The organism is Thiomicrorhabdus arctica DSM 13458 (assembly GCF_000381085.1).
In the GTDB taxonomy this organism is placed as follows: domain Bacteria; phylum Pseudomonadota; class Gammaproteobacteria; order Thiomicrospirales; family Thiomicrospiraceae; genus Thiomicrorhabdus; species Thiomicrorhabdus arctica.
Genome location: NZ_KB905899.1, coordinates 111842 through 130247 on the forward strand (window position 1 = coordinate 111842; position 18406 = coordinate 130247).

The following is an 18406-nucleotide window of genomic DNA, read 5'->3' on the forward strand; positions in this document are numbered from 1 at the left end:
GCCTTTTAAATACCGGACTTCTGCTTATATGCAGTGCTTTTGCTTGTGGTAAACTTTGTCCAAATCATTTTCAGGGAACATCTTGTGAAACAGTATTTAGAATTGCTTGACCATATCATAGAAAACGGTACCGACAAAGGCGACCGCACAGGCACTGGAACACGTTCAGTGTTTGGGTATCAGATGCGTTTCGATTTGCAGCAGGGCTTTCCGTTGGTCACGACCAAAAAATTGCATTTACGTTCGATTATCCATGAGCTGTTGTGGTTTTTAACGGGTGATACTAATATCCAATACCTGAAGGACAATGGTGTGCGTATTTGGGATAGTTGGGCAACAAATTCGGGTGAGTTGGGGCCTTTGTATGGTAAACAATGGGTCGCTTGGGAGAAACCCAATGGTGAGACGATTAACCAGATTGAGGAACTCATCGACACCCTGAAAAAGAACCCTAATAGCCGCCGTATGATTGTTTCGGCTTGGAATCCTGCGGACTTGCCGGATGAATCGATTAGTCCGCAAGCGAATGTCGAGCAGGGACGCATGGCATTGGCAACTTGTCATGCTTTTTTCCAATTTTATGTCGCCAATGGTAAATTGTCTTGCCAGCTCTATCAGCGTTCGGCAGATACCTTTCTTGGCGTACCCTTCAATATTGCCTCTTATGCTTTGTTGGTGCATATGGTTGCTCAGCAAACTGGTTTGGAGGTGGGTGATTTTGTCTGGACGGGGGGGGATGTCCATCTGTATAACAATACCCTTGAACAGGCTGAGACTCAACGAGTAAGAGAGCCATTTGCTTTGCCTAAATTAGTGATTAACCGTACCCCTGAAAGTATCTTCGATTATAAGTTCGACGATTTTGAGATTGAAGGGTATGAATCGCACCCGCATATTAAAGCAGTGGTGTCGGTATGAGGATTGCCATGATTGCTGCCATGACAAATAACCGAGTGATTGGCTTTGAGAATGACATGCCTTGGCACTTACCGGATGATTTGAAGTTCTTTAAAGCGAATACTCTGGGAAAACCTGTCATTATGGGGCGCAAAACGTTCGAATCGATTGGTTCACGTCCGTTACCGAATCGACCTAATCTCGTCATTAGCCGTAATGCAGAGCTCTCTATCCCTGACGTACAGGTCTTTAAGTCGGTTGAGTCGGCCTTAAAAACCCTTCAGGATGTGGATGAAGTCATTATTATGGGGGGAGGACAGCTCTATCAGCAGATGTTACCGCAAGCTGATAAACTGTATTTGACCTTGATTGACGCTGACCTTGAAGGTGATACGCTATTTCCGGATTGGACTGCATTTCAATGGAATGAAATTGAACGGCTTTCTCACTCGGTAGACGAGCGTCATGCTTACGCTTTTGATTTTGTGACGCTAGAACGTATTTAATCGAACGCCGTGAACAACCACTTCAATACGCACCGATCATTATTTCCTGTCTAAACCTTCCTGCCAAAATAGCTGGATTCAAAAATTAAAACTGCATTTTGGTGAAATCTAACACTCATGTAAATGTGCAGACTTGCAGTGTCGTTAAATATCTAACTTGATTAGACTCCTTAAAGTAAATCGTACGACCATATCTTGATTTAATTTAATTTAAATCACTGTCTTGAGACAAAAAAATAGTTAATTTGTTATTTTTACGTATACTAGTGCTTAAATCTACTAGTGTAGTGGTTGACGTGAATTCATCGTTTAGATGATTCTTGCATTTGAAATATACGCTTAGGTATAAAAATAATAATTCAAAGTCTTACAGACAGCTCTCCGGAAACAGCTTCTAAATTATTTAGCTATGCTTAACATTCGATAAAATGTCTTTTAAGCCTTTAAATTAAAATGATTCAAATTTTAAATTTAAGGAATTTATATGAAATTTTCTAATCTATTCAAAACCTTTAGTGCCTTTATCTTGGGCCTTTCTCTTTTATCCATTTCGGCACAATCTCAGGCGGCATTTGACTTGACACTAAAGGATCAGCCAGATGTGGTGTCCTATTTTTCGGACGTTACGTACAATGCTGGACTGGATTCTTTGTCCGTGAACGGATTTGCACAAGAACTCAATTCTGTGCTCTCGCATACCATCAATAACGGAACATTTTCCTTAAATGCAAGCATCAATGATTTAGGTAACTTTTCGAGTGGAACCTTTACGATAGGCGGGACCATTGCAGATTTAGCCTATACTTCAGGTACGTTGTTAACAGGTATATTGAATAACTTTAGTTTTAATAATACTGAAACACTTCAGTTTACGTTTGACACAACAGGTGGTGATGCTGCAGGTCTTTATTCTGGTTTAGGCGGTATTATTTTGGCAGACAGTGGCTTTAGCGGCAGTTTTTTATCAGATTGGAATAATACGGGTGGCGTAACGGGTACTGGCGCAGCCATGTCTGATACAGGTGTTGTGAGTGCGGTTCCTGAACCTAGCACTTATGCCTTATTTGCTTTGGGTTTGTTGACTGTATTCGGCTTTGCTCGTCGATCCGCTAAGCAAGTTTAATCCATAGGAGTAGATATGAAAACTTCTATGTTAAAAATGAAATTACTGGGTATTGTGAGTGCATGTATTTTAACCTTTGGTGTGGTCAATTCTGCACAGGCCACCTTATTACCACTTCCAAATTTAGTTTTACCTTTAGTTGCTTTTGATAATACAGGGACGACTAAATATGATCCATCGACGGGTATTATAGAGACGGATGCATTGCCTATTGCAGTACGCTTCTCAGCAACAACGGCGCCGCATTTTATTAATCCAACGGCAGGAAGTGAGCATGTGTTCATTAATGTCAAAGTCGATAGCTCAGGTAATTTAATGAGTGGCGTACCGGGTGATGATCTCGTTATTACCGGTGAAGTAGACAGTAATGGTGATGGTATTGCGGACTATGCAGGGACACTGCTGACGGCTGAAGTATTAGAGTTTGGTTTTCAAAATGACGGTACGAATGACCTTTACAATTACACCTTCTCGGTAACTGGTGGGGCCTTAGCCCCTCTATACCCAACGGGTAATGTTGGTTTATCCGTCATTAGTGAACTTTCTACATTTACTGATTTTACAGTGCCTTTTACCGGTCGTTCTAAAGGGACGATTGGTGGGGTTCCCAGCGTAGTGACTGAGTGTAAAATTGATATTTTGGGTACTTGTGTGGTCGAAAAAGCGCCAGAAGAATCAACCTGTAATGCCAAAATTTCGGCAACAACGCTTAAGTATACAGGGCCGACGATCTATGGTGCATTGGTAGAGTTGATTGGTAAAAATGAAGGTTATGCCTCTTATTCAACAGACTTGATTTCAGGTGAAACCATTTTGGTTTCACCTGAACAAAATGGCTATACCATTGATGGTCGACCAGGTGATTTGGGTTCTAAATTAAGCGTCTTTATTAATGGCGAAGAAGAGTTGCTTCATACCAGTTGTTCTGTGCCTTATACCGTTGGCATGCCTGCACCAATAAATGGAGGTTCAAGTGATGGCAAGGGTTCTAAAGATTCTGATAAAGGTTCTAAAGACTCACACAAACGCTCTAGATACGCAGCCAAGGGTTCAAAGCATTCATACAAAGAGTCTGAAGATTCTGAAGAGTCAGATAAAACAAACGATCACGTTTCATCAAACTGGATGGTTGTTGCTTTTGTAGATAAATTGGGCGAAGTGGTTGAAATGACAACTTCTGAACCAGCTTTAACGTGTGAGATACCTGCCAATCGTTCAAGTACTGTGCTTTATGGTTTTACTGTGACAAACTCTGGTCATTCTGTGATTGACAGCGCTGATGTGATTGATTCATTTGGTGTTGTGCCGAACAGTCCCTTAGGTGTACTAAATCCTGGTGATTCAGCGACATTAGAGCGCACGCAAGTGATCTCTGAAGAAACTGAAAATGTGGTTTCAGTGACAGGTCACTCAGCTTTTGCAACTTGTGAGAATCTAACGGCCGTGACCGTTCACCAAGCAGAAGCAAGTGATTCTGATAAGGGATCTAAAGATAAAGGCTCAAAAGGTTCTAAGGGCAAAGGTTCTAAAGATAAAGGCTCAAAGGGTTCTAAGGACAAAGGTTCTAAAGATAAAAACTCAAAGGGTTCTAAGGACAAGGGTTCTGAAGATAAAGGCTCAAAAGATAAGTAGCTTAATGACGACTTAACTCCTTTAAAATCACCATCAGAAATGCTGGTGATTTTTTTTGTATAAAATTTAGGTTTTCGATGGTAACTGTACCCTTTAACTTGGATTTAAACTTAAAATTAAGATTGGAATTGTGATGGAATTAACTATTCAACCGATGAAAGTTTCCAAAATTATGTTGAGTATTATTGCAGTATTAGCGTTATTACATATTACTCAGGTTAGCGCGTTTTTATACATTGGTGATAAAGAGGTGTTTGACTGGATCAGAATGTTAGATTTTGATTACGAAGGTAATTTGCCAACCCTGTATTCGTCAGGTGCTCTTGGCTTGAGTGCTTTACTGTTATGGGTCATTAGCCGTCACCGAAAGCAGATGAGACAAGATTATCGACACTGGTTGGTTCTGTGTTTTATTTTTATTTTTTTGGCATTGGATGAAGGAGTGGTTATTCACGAAAAAATAGGTGACCTTACCGAGCAATATATCAATGCAAGTGGTTTTCTGTATTTTGCTTGGATCGTGCCTTACGGTATTTTGATGACTGTATTTGTACTCAGTTATCTCAAGTTTTTATTTCAACTCCCTAGAAATACGGCGATTCAAATGGTGATCGCAGGGGTATTATTTATCACTGGAGCCGTCGGTTTAGAGATGTTTAGTGGCGTTGAAGCAGAACTTCACAATACATCCACGATTAAATATACTGTTTTATATACCCTTGAAGAGTTGCTGGAAATGATTGCGATTGTTATCTTTGTGAATGCGCTCTTAAAGTACATTGGTCGTGAAATCGGGGACATCACTCTGGATGTACAAAATAGGTGAGTCTTATGAATGCAATGAACCCTTTTTACAACGGCATCAAGGGTATGTCTTCTTTCGGTCTAATGTAAAAATACCTTCAAGGTGACAGCCTCTATCAGCGTTGGAAAGTTATCCAACGCATGAGGCTTATACATGTTTTTCATGCTTGCAATAAACGCCATACACACTCATTTGAAGGAGTTATTAATATACGAGTATAGACGTACTTCTTAATCAAGGTAACCATTTCTTGCACAAGTCCTATTAATTCAAGCCTGTATATTACTAATCAGGGACTCCCTTAAAATCAGCTAGAATGACCTTGCTATAATCAAAACTCGGTACCAATACAGAGTTCATTAAGAGGTTACGTGTACATGTCAATTAAATTAAAAATGGTTTTAGGAATTATTGGAGCCATGTCTTTATTGTTAATCAGTAATTTGGCCACTCAATATCTGATCAATGAAACCAAGCATACTATTTCTACTGTGGTGGATGTCAATGGCGAAAAGTTGTCGTTATTAAATCACCTGAAGAATGTCTCTGACCAACGAGAAATTACACTGCTTAATTTGGCGTTACTGGATCCAGATGAGAGTGGTTATGCTGATCATGTCGCCAGTCTTGATATTGCACTTAAAGAGACACGAGCTGAAATAACGAAAGTTTTTACAAGGATAACCGCCATCCAATTGAGCCCGCCAGAAGAAAAGATGTTTGCCTTGATCAGAGAAAATGTTCAGAGTGCTAATGCCTCTTTTGGAAGTTTTATGACGGCGATTACGGAGGGGTTTGTTGACGAAGCTATTATCATTATGAAAGAGGAGTTTAGACCTAAATACAAAGCCTTTGCTGGCATTGTTGCTAAATTCCGCGATTATGAAATTGAGCAGAATAGTCTTGCAATCGCGAGACTTAATCAACAACAGGAAGATGGCGCATTTTATCTGTGGGTCGGACTGTTATTAAGTGTGATTGGCTTTGCTGTTGCAGGATACTTTTTAAGTCGAAGCATTTTGAACCCCATTAATGCGGTCCGTGACACCATGTTGAAAATTGGTGAAACAGGTGAACTGAACCATCGTATTCCACTGTTTGGTAACGATGAATTGACAACCACAGCTCGTACCATTAATGCGGTTTTAGATGATATGAGTATGGCTTCTGGTGATGTGACTCATGTCTTAACTGAGATTGCTTCGGGACAATTTGACCGTCGTGTGCAGGGTGAATTAAAAGGTGATTTTCTGAACATGAAGATCGAGGTAAATCGTTCAGTTGAACAAATCAGCTCGGTCATGGATATTCTTGAAACAACGGCACAAAATTTCAGGGCGGGTAGGCTCGAAGTTCATAAGGATGATTCGGTCCAATTGTCCGGCAAGTTTGCAGATGTTCTATATAACTTAGATCGTTCCGCAATTCGTATGAAAGAGAATGTTGCATCCATTGCAGATACTTTGCATAGTTTAGCACAGGGTAATTTTAGTGTGCGCTCAGAGGCGGATGCACGTGGTGATTTTATCCCGCTAAAAGAGTCATTAAATATTACCTTAAGTGATTTAGAGCGTTTTGTTGATGAAGTAGCTCTTGTGCAGTCTGCAATCAGTGAAGGTAATTTAACGCGAACCGTTGATGGTTCATATACTGGAAAAATGGCCGTTTTAAAAGACTCCTTGAATCGCTCTGTAAAAAACACGGCCGTCATGGTGGCTAAGGTCGAAGCAATTGCTCGTTCGGTTGTGCAAGGCGTTGAAGAGATGGCGCGGGGTAATAATGATATCTCGATTCGCATTGAGCAGCAAGCCAGTGCGTTGGAGCAAACCTCGGCTTCAATGAGAGAGATGACCAGCAGTGTTCGTAAAAATGCAGAAAATGCTGTGTTGGCTAATCAAAAAACCACCGATGCGCGTGTTCAGCTTAAAACAGGGCTAGAGACGATGGAACAGGCATTAAACTCCATGTCTTCTATGTCAACAGCCAGTCAGAAGATTAACGATATTATTTCAATTATTGATGGAATCGCTTTCCAAACCAATTTATTGGCATTGAATGCAGCGGTAGAAGCGGCCAGAGCGGGTGAACATGGCCGTGGTTTCGCTGTTGTGGCAGGAGAGGTCAGAAATCTTGCTGGCAAGTCTGCAGAGGCCGCTGGGCAAATCAAAGGGTTGATTGAAAATAGCGCCAAAATTAGCCAGCAAAGTGGACATTATGTCCAGGAAACCAGTGAGGCTTTGAGTGCCATTAATGTATCGATGAATGAGGTTAGTGAGATGGTTTCGGATATTTCAGCGGCCAGTGATGAGCAGTCACAAGGGATTGATCATGTGAATGTTGCCATTACAGCGATGGATGAGATGACGCAGAAAAACTCAAAGGTTGTTAAGGCCGTAGAAGAGTCAGGGCGAGTCTTGATTTCAGACGGCGCTTTACTGAAAGAGCAGGTGGATCTATTTACCCTTGAATCGGAAGCTGAGGATAGCCTCTATGCATTAAGCCACACAGAAGACGAGGCTTCATTTGACGAAAAAAATACGGTCAAAGTGGCATAGATAGGTAAAGACACTTTTTAGTCTATTTGTGGGTATCGGCATGGCATTCGTTGTCAGGGTCTTAGGCCGTTTTGGCCGTTATTGGCCGCACCCACCAGTAGGTTCGAGGACTGTTTGCTTAGGCATAAAAACCATCATGAGGAGTTATAAAAAAGTGATTTAATTGACGTTAAAGTTAAACCCGTTTCAACTATTCAAAGCGCTCTACAGACTCTCCTTAATAAAGGACTGATTTCAGGGCGCTTTTTTCATGAGCAGCGCTAAGAAGAGAAAGGTGGCAACCATTACAATGGCAGGGCCTGTTGGCAGATCTGCTAGATAGGATGCCAGTAAACCCAATAAAACTGAGACAATGCCCAGTAGTATGCTCATAAAAAGCATTTTTTCAGGTGTGCTCGAAAGTCTACGAGCCGCAGCTGCGGGGATAATAAGTAGAGAGGTCACTAATAAAACACCAACAATTTTCATGGAGAGGGCAATCATCAATGCCAACAGTAAAACATATTGTAGTTGGATTCTTTTGACGTTAATACCTTCTACTTGTGCGAGTTCATGATTTAAGGTCAAGTTAAGCAGATCCTCCCAGTGAATGCGGTAGAAAATAAGGATTAACAAACCGATGCCTGTTATTAAGAATAAGTCTGTTTCATTAATGCTTAGAATATCACCAAATAGATAGCCCATTAAATCGATTTGTACATTGTCTTGTAGGCTGATTAAAATCAGGCCAAATGCCAAACTGCTGTGTGCAAGGATGCCAAGAAGCGTATCCGAAGAGAGTTCCCTGTATTGGCCTAAGCGAAAAATACCCCAGGCGACAAATAGGGAGACCGCAATAACGGTTAGGGTGAGGTCTGTTTCTAAAAACAGACCAATGCTGACACCCAACAAGGCTGAGTGGGCAAGGGTTGCGCCAAAGTAGGATTGACGTTGCCAAACTACAAAAACACCTAAAGGTGCTGAGATAATGGCTAGTCCAAGACCCCCTATTATGGCAAAAGTCATAAAGCTCGGAAACCATTCCATCTATTTTTCCTTACCTGATTTTCTGGGAGTCTTTAGGTTGCTGGATTCGACCAGGCCTGGTGGTTTTTGGGGGTCTTGTGTGCGTTCAATATGGGGTTGTCCATGAGTATGCTCACAGGTTTTGTCATGATGGTGTTCATAAAAAGCAATGCTCTCAGTATGTGTGCCAAACAAAGCTTGAAACTCAGGTGATTCACTGACATTTTGCGGCAAACCTGAACAGCACATGTGTTGATTTAGACAGAGCACATAATCGGTGTTTTTCATAACGATATGCAGATCATGGCTGACCATTAAAATCCCATAACCACGCTCATGACGAATGCGGTTTATATATTGATAGAGTTCGGTTTGACCTTGTAAATCAACCCCTTGAACAGGTTCGTCGAGAACCAATAGTTCAGGCTCTCCAATTAAAGCACGTGCCAGCAAAATGCGTTGCATTTCACCACCCGAAACCTTCTGAATCGGTTGCTGTAGTAGTGTTTGGATATTGAGTTCTTCAGCGATTTTATAAACAGTTGTGGTATCATATTTGGCCGTTGAAAAAAACATTTTCAACGGGGTTAATAGTCTGTTTTTTAAAGAAGTAAGAAACGGCGTTGGAGGCCATGGCTCCATTTCGGATCTCACTGGGTGTTGTCGAAGGCCTAGTTTTAAGAAGCGTTCAACGGACATTGGTAAGGTGGCATCAATTTGAATTTTTTGCGGCATAAACCCAATGCGCAAACCCGGTTTACGAATGACCTGGCCCGCAGTAGGTTCGATCAGTCCGAGTAGGATTTTCAATAGAGTGGATTTTCCAGCTCCGTTCGGGCCGATGAGCGTCACAATCTCTTTGGGATGAAGGGTTAAAGAGATCTCTTTGAGAACGGTTGCATCGCCAAATTTTTGATTGATATTATGGGCCTCAATTAGAGGCGTTGTTATCTGCACGATGCTGGAGTTCTCCACAATTAATTGACGGTGTTCTTTTTAAATCGGCTTTAGCCGTTTTCAAAAAGGATAGTTTATCTGTGTTATTTTATCTGCAATCCGATGCTAAGGAATAAGAGTTTTGAAAATGAATGATCGAATAGCACCAAACACTTTGCTTAGAAAACGTGTTTTGTCTTTAATGAGCGTTTTTCTGCTGGGTTTGGCAGGGAATGCTTCAGCCTTAACGGTGACGGTCTCAATCCCACCTTTGGCGGGCATAATCGCGCCTTTATTAGGGCCGGCAGATGAACTGCATGTTTTATTGAAGCCGGGGGTCTCCCCTCATGGTTTTCAATTGAGGCCTTCACATGTACGGTTGTTACAAGACAGTGATTTGGTCATTTCTGTCGGCACACCTGTTGATGCTTGGATTGTAAAACCTTTGCAGTTGGTTAACAAAACCCCCATAGCGATGGCACGTTTACCGAATGTGGAGCGATTAGCTCTAAGACAGGGGGGGCTGTGGGAAGATAAGCACCTCCATAGTGATGAGCTTACCCACCGCAAACTTGGCTCAGATGCACACGAGGCCGATAATGATTCTGTCAACCATTCTCAGGGAAATCCAGTTGAAAACAGCCATTTAGATGGGCATCTTTGGATGTCCTTATACAATGCTAAGCAAATGGTGATAGTGGTTAGTCAGCAGTTACAAGCTAAGTTGCCAGGACAGAAAGAAGCCATTCAGAAAAGAGCCGCGGATTGGTTGACACGACTTGATAAAACAAACCTGCAAATTATGACGCGTTTAGCGAAGGTGCAGGGCGAGCCATTTTTAGTTTTGCATGATGCATTTCAGTACTTTGAACATCACTATGGTTTGAACGGAGTGGGGTCGATTCGGTTGAATCCAGAGTTAGCGCCGAGCCTAAAGCGTGTCCATGAATTACGAGAACGCATTAAAGATGGTCATGTGACGTGTTTATTTAAAGAACCACAATTTCCAGAAAAGCGCATAACATCAGTCGTTTCAGGTCTTGATGTCAAGTTAGGCAGCCTCGACCCAATGGGTACCAGTTACGTGTTAAACAAACCTTTTATGCAATATGACGCATTTTTAACGGCCCTATCGAATCAGTTTTACAGCTGCTTAACGAAAGGTAAGGTTCTCTGAATATGCAAGGCGTTAGTTCAGACGTTTCGCCAAAAGACAGTTCTGTTCGTCTAGTGATTACAGGATTGCCTGGCAGTGGCAAATCTCGAGTGATGCAATCGTTGCAACATGAAATGCCCAGGCCTGGTTGTTTTGAAAGCCAGGATCTGTCAGATTTAAATCAAGTGACTTTGCCGTATCAAATCCTTTGTGTGGTTGATGTCCGTACTCCTTTGGTCAGCGGGCGTGACGATTGGTTGGAAGCGCGTTTACAGCAACTTCTATTATGCGCTGATGGAATTATCTTCAGTTTTTTAGAGAGCGCGGCATTAGATGACCAAGTCTGGTGGAACAAGTGGGTTGCTTTACATGCAGGGCATCTTCCTATTGTCAGGTGGTTAAATCAAAGCTTTCCCAGAGACTGGCAAGGATTTCCTGTGAAGAATGACTTACGAACATTGACGACGAAAACGTGTACAAAATCTCTCAAGCCTCTATCAGAATTTGAGTTCAATGTGGGTAGGATTTGTTGGGAACATCTATTATTTGGCTTGGACAGTTCTAAACAAAATTTGGGGATGAAAATCGCTCGGGTTAAAGGAATTGTTCAGACGTTAGAGTATGAAAATGCCGTCACCGTCGAAGGTTCTGCTACTCGGTGGGACCTGTTTGCTGCAGACGAAAAAGAACTTACTGAAGAGGCGCTGGGGCGACTGCAAATTCAAGGTGAGGATCTTGATCAAATTTGGTTAAAAGAGATTGTTAAAGCCAGCTTGGTATAAAACGATTCATTTTAAAAACGGACTCTAAAATAGGGTCGATAAAGTTTTGCTAAATCTCAGTTTTTCATCTCCTCGGATGGACATTTGAGTAATAACCTACTAAAATACTGTGATATTAAACTTTAGGCGATTAAGTGCATGGCAGATTCAGCGCAAATAACAGAATTGAACTCGGCAGGAACGCAATATCAAGAGATTGATAGTTTGCTGAGTAAAAACAAGAATTATAAAGAAGGTTTTTTCACCACGACCACGGTAGAGACTTTTGCTAAAGGACTTGATGAAGCAACCGTGCGTGCGATTTCTGCTAAAAAGAATGAGCCTGAATGGATGCTGAACTTTCGTTTGAAAGCCTTTAACCATTGGTTGACTATGGAAGAGCCGCATTGGGCAAAGCTGCTATATGTTCCGTTAGATTATCAGGAGTATAGCTACTATTCTGCACCAGAATGCAGTGCGTGTGATGGCAGTGCAGATAGTGCTGAAAATGAAATCGATCCGGAGGTTGCCAAGGCATTTGCTGAGTTAGGTGTGCCTTTGACAGGGGATGACTCCAATGTAGCGGTGGACGCTATTTTTGACTCTATTTCGGTTTCAACCACTAAACGTGAAGACTTATTGGAGCTGGGTATTATTTTCTGCTCATTTTCAGAAGCGGTACATGACTATCCAGAGTTAGTGCAAAAGTATATGGGTACAGTGGTGCCCTATCATGATAACTTTTTTGCGGCTTTAAACTCGGCCGTGGCCTCAGATGGTACCTTTGTATACATTCCTGAAAACGTTCGTTGTCCGCTTGATTTGTCGACCTATTTCCGTATTAACGAAGCTAAAACTGGCCAGTTTGAAAGAACGATTGTGGTCGCAGATAAAGGCAGTTATGTTAGTTATTTAGAAGGCTGTTCTGCCCCTGCACGTGATACCTATCAGTTACACGCAGCAGTGGTCGAAGTCGTTGTGCTGGAAGATGCCGAGGTCAAATACTCAACTGTACAGAACTGGTATCCAGGAGATGATGATTGTCAGGGGGGGATCTTAAACTTTGTGACCAAACGCGGAATCTGTGAAGGCAAAAATTCTAAACTATCCTGGACCCAGGCTGAAACGGGCTCTGCGATTACTTGGAAATATCCAAGTTGTATTTTAAAGGGTGACAATTCGATTGGTGAGTTTTACTCAGTCGCTTTAACCAACCGTCGTCAACAAGCTGATACGGGTACCAAGATGATCCATATTGGTAAAAACACCAGCAGTACCATTATCGCTAAAGGATTGTCTGCTGGCCGGAGTGAAAATACCTATCGCGGTTTGGTGAAAATATTGCCAAGTGCCGATGGTGCTCGTAACTTCACCCAATGTGACTCTATGTTGATTGGCAATCAGTGTGGCGCACACACCTTCCCTTATATTGAGGTGGAGAATGCTACCGCGCAAGTCGAACACGAAGCGACCACTTCGCGTATCGGTGATGATCAATTGTTTTACTGTAAGCAGCGCGGAATCAGTGAACAAGATGCAATTTCGATGATCGTTAACGGCTTCTGTAAAGACGTTTTAAGCGAGTTACCGTTAGAGTTTGCTCAAGAAGCAGAAGAGTTATTGTCTCTTAGTTTAGAAGGCTCGGTTGGTTAACTGACTTCGAGCACGACATTGGGTTTGATCCCAAACATGATAGACACCATTAATCAGAAATTATAAAAAAAGAAACAAATTATGTTATTAAAAGTTGAAAATCTTCAAGCTAAAATTGATGAAAAACAGATTCTTAAAGGGTTAAACCTTGAAGTTAAAGCGGGTGAAGTTCACGCGATTATGGGGCCTAATGGTGCCGGTAAAAGTACCTTAGCCAGCGTTTTGGCTGGACGTGATGATTATGAAGTGACTGCGGGAACCGTTGATTTTGATGGTGAAGACCTGTTGGAATTAGCGCCTGATGAACGTGCACGTAAAGGCCTATTTTTGGCTTTTCAGTATCCCGTCGAAATTCCAGGTGTGAGTAACAAGTTGTTTATGCAAACGGCACTCAATGGCGTGCGTGCCGAGCAAGGGTTACCTCCCTTAGATATGTTCGATTTTGATGAATATGCCAAGGATAAGATTGAGTTGCTGGACATGCGCGCCGATCTTTTAGAGCGTTCAGTCAATGTCGGTTTCTCTGGGGGTGAAAAGAAACGTAATGATATTTTCCAAATGGCTCTATTAGCACCAAAGCTATGCATTTTAGATGAGACCGATTCAGGTCTGGATATTGATGCTTTAGGTTTAGTCGCAAATGGAATCAATACCTTGCGCTCTCCAGATCGTGGTTTTATTGTAGTGACACATTATCAGCGTCTTTTAAATTACATTAAGCCAGATCATGTTCATGTTCTTTACAATGGTCAGATTATTAAATCAGGCGGTTTTGAATTAGTCCATGAGTTAGAAGAGTTTGGGTATGATGGAATTGTCCAAAAACACGAACAAGCTCAGTAAAAAGGTTATTAACGGTTCATTTACAGCCTTTAAACGCACCCAGAACTAGGGTGGTACTTTTTGCACAAGAATACGCTAAACACCGAGTTTCATCGGCGGATAAAAAATGTCAAAAAAGATAAATAGAAAAGTTTCTCCAATGGCTCAACAGGCCGTGGATCATTATATTGAACAGTCATTGTTGCTGAACGCGGCCTTTCCAAATGATAAAGTCATTGCAGGACGTCAACGTGCCCAGGTCCTTTTTGCTGAACAAGCGTTTCCTACCTTAAGAGATGAAGATTGGCAATATACTAAGTTAACAGGTTTTGTACAGAATCGTTTTGAATCCTTGGGTAAGCACTCCTTGAAACTGGATGATCTGCATACTTTTTTACCCCCTTATGCGGTGACCAAGATTGTCTTTGTCGATGGTTGGTTTAGCGAAGAGCTATCGGATGATTTAAGTGTTTTGCCTAATGGAGTCTCTTTTGAGTCAACTCGTGATGTGTTTGAAGTGCCAGGAGCGACCGACCAGTTGTTTGGTCGTGAAGACCTCATCAATAAGACGCCTTTTGGTGTTTTAAACAGTTTATTGATGGCTGATGGGTATTACTTGCAAATATCTGCGAATACCCTTTTAGAAACCCCTATTTTTGTCTTGTATATTCAGTCATTAGATAATCAAATGGCGACGGTGCGTAACCATGTTGTGCTGGAAGAGAACGCTGAAATGACCTTAGTAGAGAGATTCGTCAGCCTATCAGCAGACGAAAGCTTTAAAGGCTGTGCAAATGTGGTGACTGAAATGGATATTGCCAAGTCAGCCCGAATGAAACAGATAGTCGTCCAGGAACAAAATCACTCAAGTTACTATTTCAATAATCAGTTTATTTTCCAAGACGATCAAAGCACGTTTAACACCTTTTATACCGGTCTGGGTAGCTTAATTTCCCGCCACCAAAATCATCTTTTTATGAATGGTGAACATATCGAAAATCGCCAAAACAGTGCGTGTTTTGGGCGTGGACAGCAGACCATGGATTCCCGTACCAATACTCAGCACAACCAGGTTTGGGGTAAGAGTCAGCAGTTACATAAATATGTACTAGATGATTCCGCAGTGGGTGTATTCAACGGTATGATCCGTGTTGATCGATTGGCACAAAAGACCGATGGCCAGATGGATAATAAAAACCTTTTGTTGTCTGCAAAAGCCAAAGTGGATTGTAAGCCTCAATTAGAAATTTATGCCGATGACGTCAAGTGTTCTCATGGTTCGGCGACAGGACAGATTGACCAAGATCAAATTTTCTATTTGCAAGCGCGTGGTATTCTTCGCGCAAAAGCCATCGAAATGATTACGCAATCCTTTTTAATGGAACCCGCCGAAGATATTACGAATGGAAATATTCGGCAGTGGATCATGGCAACGCTTGCAGATCAACTTAATGCTAAGGATTCTTTGTAATGTCCCAGGACAGTTTAAACGTTGCCCAAGAGTCGAGGGGTGAATTTGAGGCCGTCACACGACCTGATTTTGCAAAAATTCGTGCACAATTCCCGATTTTACAACAGACTGAAAATGGTCAACCTTTGGTTTATTTAGACAGTGGTGCCACATCTCAAAAACCCTTAGCTGTGATTGAAGCGCTTGATACCTACTATCGTCAGCAGAATGCGAACGTGCATCGTGGCGTCTATGGTTTAAGTGAGCGTGCAACAGAGTTGTATGAAGGTTCACGAGAAACGGTTCGCCAGTTTATTAATGCTGAATCGACTCGAGAAATTGTCTTTGTTCGAGGCACCACCGAAGCGATTAATTTAGTGGCCCATAGTTGGGCGCGTAGTAATATGCAGGCAGGTGATGAAATCATTGTGACGGAGATGGAACATCATTCAAACATCGTACCTTGGCAATTACTGAGAGACCAGTTAGGCATTCATTTGCGAGTGTTGAAAATTAATCCAGCCGGTGAGATCTGTCTAAACGATTTAAAAAACATGGTCTCAGAAAAAACCAAATTGTTAGCTATTACCCATATGTCGAATGCATTAGGTTCAATCAATCCTGTTAAAGAGATGACTGAAATCGCCCACTCTGTTGGGGCTAAAGTCTTGGTAGATGGGGCGCAAGCTACGCCGCATATGGCGGTTGATGTTCAAGATATAGATTGTGATTTTTATGCTCTATCGGGACATAAAATGTATGGTCCAACTGGAATTGGTGTGCTATATGCCAAAGAGGCTTTATTAGAAGCCATGCCACCTTATCAGGGCGGAGGTGATATGATTTATTCAGTGACTTTTGATAAAACCGAATATAACGTCTTGCCTTATAAGTTTGAAGCTGGAACGCCCCATATTGCGGGTGCGATTGGTCTGGCAGCTGCGGTTAAATTTTTGCAGTCGATTGGTTTAAACCATATCGCCGCTTATGAAGCTGAATTATTGGCTTACGCAACAGATAGGCTTAAACAAATTAAAGGCTTAAGGATGATTGGTGAAGCACAGCATAAAGGCGGTGTGCTCTCTTTTATTATTGAAGGTGTTCATCCACATGATATGGCAACCTTAATGGATCAAGATGGGGTTGCGGTCAGAGCCAGTCACCATTGCGCCATGCCTGTGATGCAATACTATAATGTCCCTGCGACGGTGCGTGCCTCATTGGGTGTCTATAATAATAGAGATGATATCGACCGTTTAGTGGCTTCGATTGAAGAAGCTAAAGAGATGTTAATTTAATACGTATCTTAACTTATTTTTGCTATGTAAGGGCGTTCTTTATTGACGATTTATAAAACCGACCAGGCCTGGTCGGTTTTTTTTTGTCTAAAACACAGACGGTAAACGGTGTGTTTAAGTTTTGCTTGCAGACGTTCACATGATAGGGTGCTGTAGTGGCTTCTATTTTGATGGTTTAATCGTTGTAGACTAGAGATTAATTGCAGAATTTAGAGTAATAAAATGTACGTTCAATATAATAAAGCAAGGTATTATATGGGGCATTAGAATAGATTCAGGTGAATGGCTGTTATAGCGGTGTGATCTGAAGGTTTATGGAAAGGTTTGAGTGTGAAAGAACAGGTAAGGCAAATACATTTTGTAGGGATTGGCGGTGTTGGTATGGCGGGAATCGCCGAGGTGTGTTTGAACCTCGGCTATATCGTCAGTGGCTCTGACTTAAAACACAATCCTACTGTTGCAAGATTAGAGTCTTTAGGGGCTTTAATTCAACTGGGGCATGAAGCGAATCATGTTAAAAATACCGATGTTGTGGTCGTTTCTACGGCTATCTCAGCCGATAATTCAGAGGTAAATTGGGCGAGAGAGGCGCGTGTACCTGTCATTCCTCGTGCTGAAATGTTGGCTGAGTTGATGCGGATGCGTTTTGGAATTGCCATCGCAGGGACTCACGGAAAAACCACAACAACCAGTTTAACGGCGGCAATCCTAACGCAAGGGGGTATTGATCCTACGTATGTGATTGGTGGCAAACTCAATCAGACAGGTTCGAATGCACGGCTAGGATCAAGTCATTATTTAGTGGCTGAGGCGGATGAATCAGATGCCTCATTTTTACACCTTTCGCCAATGATGTCGGTCATTACAAATGTTGATGAAGATCATATGGATACTTATCACGGTGATTATCAGAACTTAGAGAATACCTTCGTCGAATTTATTCATCGTTTGCCATTTTATGGTCTGGCGATAGTCTGTATTGATGATGCCAATATTCAGATCATGTTGCCTAAATTAAGTCGTAAGGTTCAAACCTATGGTTTTTCAGAACAAGCGGATGTTCGTGCGATTAATGTCCAGGCAAAGGGCTTGAATATGCACTTTCAGGTGCTGGTTGGCCGAGAGAAAAGTTTTGATGTGGTTCTCAATACACCCGGTCGGCACAATGTTCTAAATGCTTTGGCAGCGATTTCGGTGGCATTGAAATTAGATGTGTCCATCGCTGCTATTCAAGAAGCATTATTAGAATTTGGTGGCGTTGGTCGTCGTTTTGAAGTCTATCCAGACAGATTTATTGGCCAGAAGAAGGTGACTTTGGTGGATGATTATGGTCACCACCCAACGGAACTGACAGCCACCATTGAAACCGCGAAAGCCGCTTTTCCTGGTCAGCGTTTGGTATTAATTTTTCAGCCACATCGTTATTCTCGCACTCGAGATTTGTTTGATGAATTTGTCCAAGCCTTATTAATGCCTGATCTGGTCGTACTCACGGAAGTCTATGCGGCTGGAGAAACGCACTTACCGATGTTCGATTCTAAAGCACTTTTGCAAGCTATGCGTTTGCGTGGTGCACAGGGGATTTATTCCGATAATTTTGAACAGCTTGACGTTATTAGTAAAGACATCTTGCTGGATGGTGATGTTGTGTTGGTGATGGGTGCAGGTGACGTTGGGCAAGTGGCTAAGCAATGGCAGTTACATTTAGCGGCCGAATTGTTGGCTTAATTTGTCAGTGGTCCGTGAGAAAATGTTGAACGAAAGATAAAAGATCTTAAAGCATTATCTGGTTGTGATGATGTGAAAA

General features: G+C 42.0%; 15 protein-coding genes. 13 read left to right on the forward strand and 2 right to left on the reverse strand.

All coding sequences use genetic code 11. The features are described from left to right. The first annotated feature begins 84 nt into the window (after nt 1-84). The 6 genes from F612_RS0100480 to F612_RS11855 all read left to right on the forward strand — a co-directional run bounded on the left by F612_RS0100480 (nt 85) and on the right by F612_RS11855 (nt 7518). Nucleotides 85-918: a thymidylate synthase gene (locus F612_RS0100480; protein ID WP_019555774.1), complete on the forward strand. Its 834-nt coding sequence runs from the start codon at nt 85-87 to the stop codon at nt 916-918. Beyond that, a complete protein-coding gene (gene folA, locus F612_RS0100485) occupies nt 915-1403 on the forward strand; it encodes a type 3 dihydrofolate reductase (RefSeq protein WP_019555775.1) in 489 nt (162 codons plus the stop codon). The genes F612_RS0100480 and folA overlap by 4 nt, the downstream gene beginning before the upstream one ends. Nucleotides 1404-1887: 484 nt before the next feature. Then, nucleotides 1888-2526: a PEP-CTERM sorting domain-containing protein gene (locus F612_RS0100490; protein ID WP_019555776.1), complete on the forward strand. Its 639-nt coding sequence runs from the start codon at nt 1888-1890 to the stop codon at nt 2524-2526. A gap of 15 nt (nt 2527-2541) precedes the next feature. Beyond that, nucleotides 2542-4158 (forward strand): hypothetical protein, encoded by a 1617-nt coding sequence (locus F612_RS0100495; protein WP_019555777.1) that lies wholly within the window; start codon nt 2542-2544, stop codon nt 4156-4158. 133 nt (nt 4159-4291) lie between these two features. Then, nucleotides 4292-4984: a hypothetical protein gene (locus tag F612_RS0100500; RefSeq protein ID WP_019555778.1), complete on the forward strand. Its 693-nt coding sequence runs from the start codon at nt 4292-4294 to the stop codon at nt 4982-4984. 356 nt (nt 4985-5340) lie between these two features. Beyond that, nucleotides 5341-7518 carry a HAMP domain-containing methyl-accepting chemotaxis protein gene (locus F612_RS11855; protein WP_019555779.1) on the forward strand — a complete coding sequence of 726 codons (2178 nt, stop codon included), beginning with the start codon at nt 5341-5343 and terminating at the stop codon, nt 7516-7518. 234 nt (nt 7519-7752) lie between these two features. On the opposite strand, the gene F612_RS0100510 is transcribed toward F612_RS11855, so the two are convergent. Together F612_RS0100510 and F612_RS11860 are read right to left on the reverse strand one after the other, a co-directional pair. Beyond that, on the reverse strand, nt 7753-8544 hold the full coding sequence (locus F612_RS0100510) for a metal ABC transporter permease (RefSeq protein ID WP_019555780.1): 792 nt from the start codon (nt 8542-8544) through the stop codon (nt 7753-7755). After that, entirely contained in the window at nt 8545-9480 is a 936-nt protein-coding gene (locus F612_RS11860; protein WP_245539505.1) for an ATP-binding cassette domain-containing protein, read from the reverse strand. 127 nt (nt 9481-9607) lie between these two features. Here F612_RS11860 and F612_RS0100520 point away from each other — a divergent pair, with 127 nt between their 5' ends. The 7 genes from F612_RS0100520 to murC all read left to right on the forward strand — a co-directional run bounded on the left by F612_RS0100520 (nt 9608) and on the right by murC (nt 18327). Continuing rightward, nucleotides 9608-10636 carry a zinc ABC transporter substrate-binding protein gene (locus F612_RS0100520; RefSeq protein WP_019555782.1) on the forward strand — a complete coding sequence of 343 codons (1029 nt, stop codon included), beginning with the start codon at nt 9608-9610 and terminating at the stop codon, nt 10634-10636. Nucleotides 10637-10638: 2 nt separating this feature from the next. Next, nucleotides 10639-11397, forward strand: a complete 759-nt coding sequence (locus F612_RS0100525; RefSeq protein WP_019555783.1) for a hypothetical protein — start codon at nt 10639-10641, stop codon at nt 11395-11397. Nucleotides 11398-11535: 138 nt separating this feature from the next. Further along, on the forward strand, nt 11536-13029 hold the full coding sequence (gene sufB, locus F612_RS0100530) for a Fe-S cluster assembly protein SufB (RefSeq protein WP_019555784.1): 1494 nt from the start codon (nt 11536-11538) through the stop codon (nt 13027-13029). An 81-nt stretch (nt 13030-13110) separates the two neighbouring features. Next, nucleotides 13111-13872 (forward strand): Fe-S cluster assembly ATPase SufC, encoded by a 762-nt coding sequence (sufC, locus tag F612_RS0100535; RefSeq protein ID WP_019555785.1) that lies wholly within the window; start codon nt 13111-13113, stop codon nt 13870-13872. Between the two features lie 106 nt (nt 13873-13978). After that, the gene (gene sufD / locus F612_RS0100540) at nt 13979-15322 is read left to right on the forward strand and encodes a Fe-S cluster assembly protein SufD (RefSeq protein ID WP_026329536.1); all 1344 of its coding nucleotides are present in this window, start codon (nt 13979-13981) and stop codon (nt 15320-15322) included. Next, on the forward strand, nt 15322-16599 hold the full coding sequence (locus F612_RS0100545; RefSeq protein WP_019555787.1) for an aminotransferase class V-fold PLP-dependent enzyme: 1278 nt from the start codon (nt 15322-15324) through the stop codon (nt 16597-16599). The genes sufD and F612_RS0100545 overlap by 1 nt, the downstream gene beginning before the upstream one ends. Nucleotides 16600-16929: 330 nt before the next feature. Continuing rightward, on the forward strand, nt 16930-18327 hold the full coding sequence (gene murC / locus F612_RS0100550; RefSeq protein WP_019555788.1) for a UDP-N-acetylmuramate--L-alanine ligase: 1398 nt from the start codon (nt 16930-16932) through the stop codon (nt 18325-18327). Nucleotides 18328-18406: the final 79 nt, after the last annotated feature.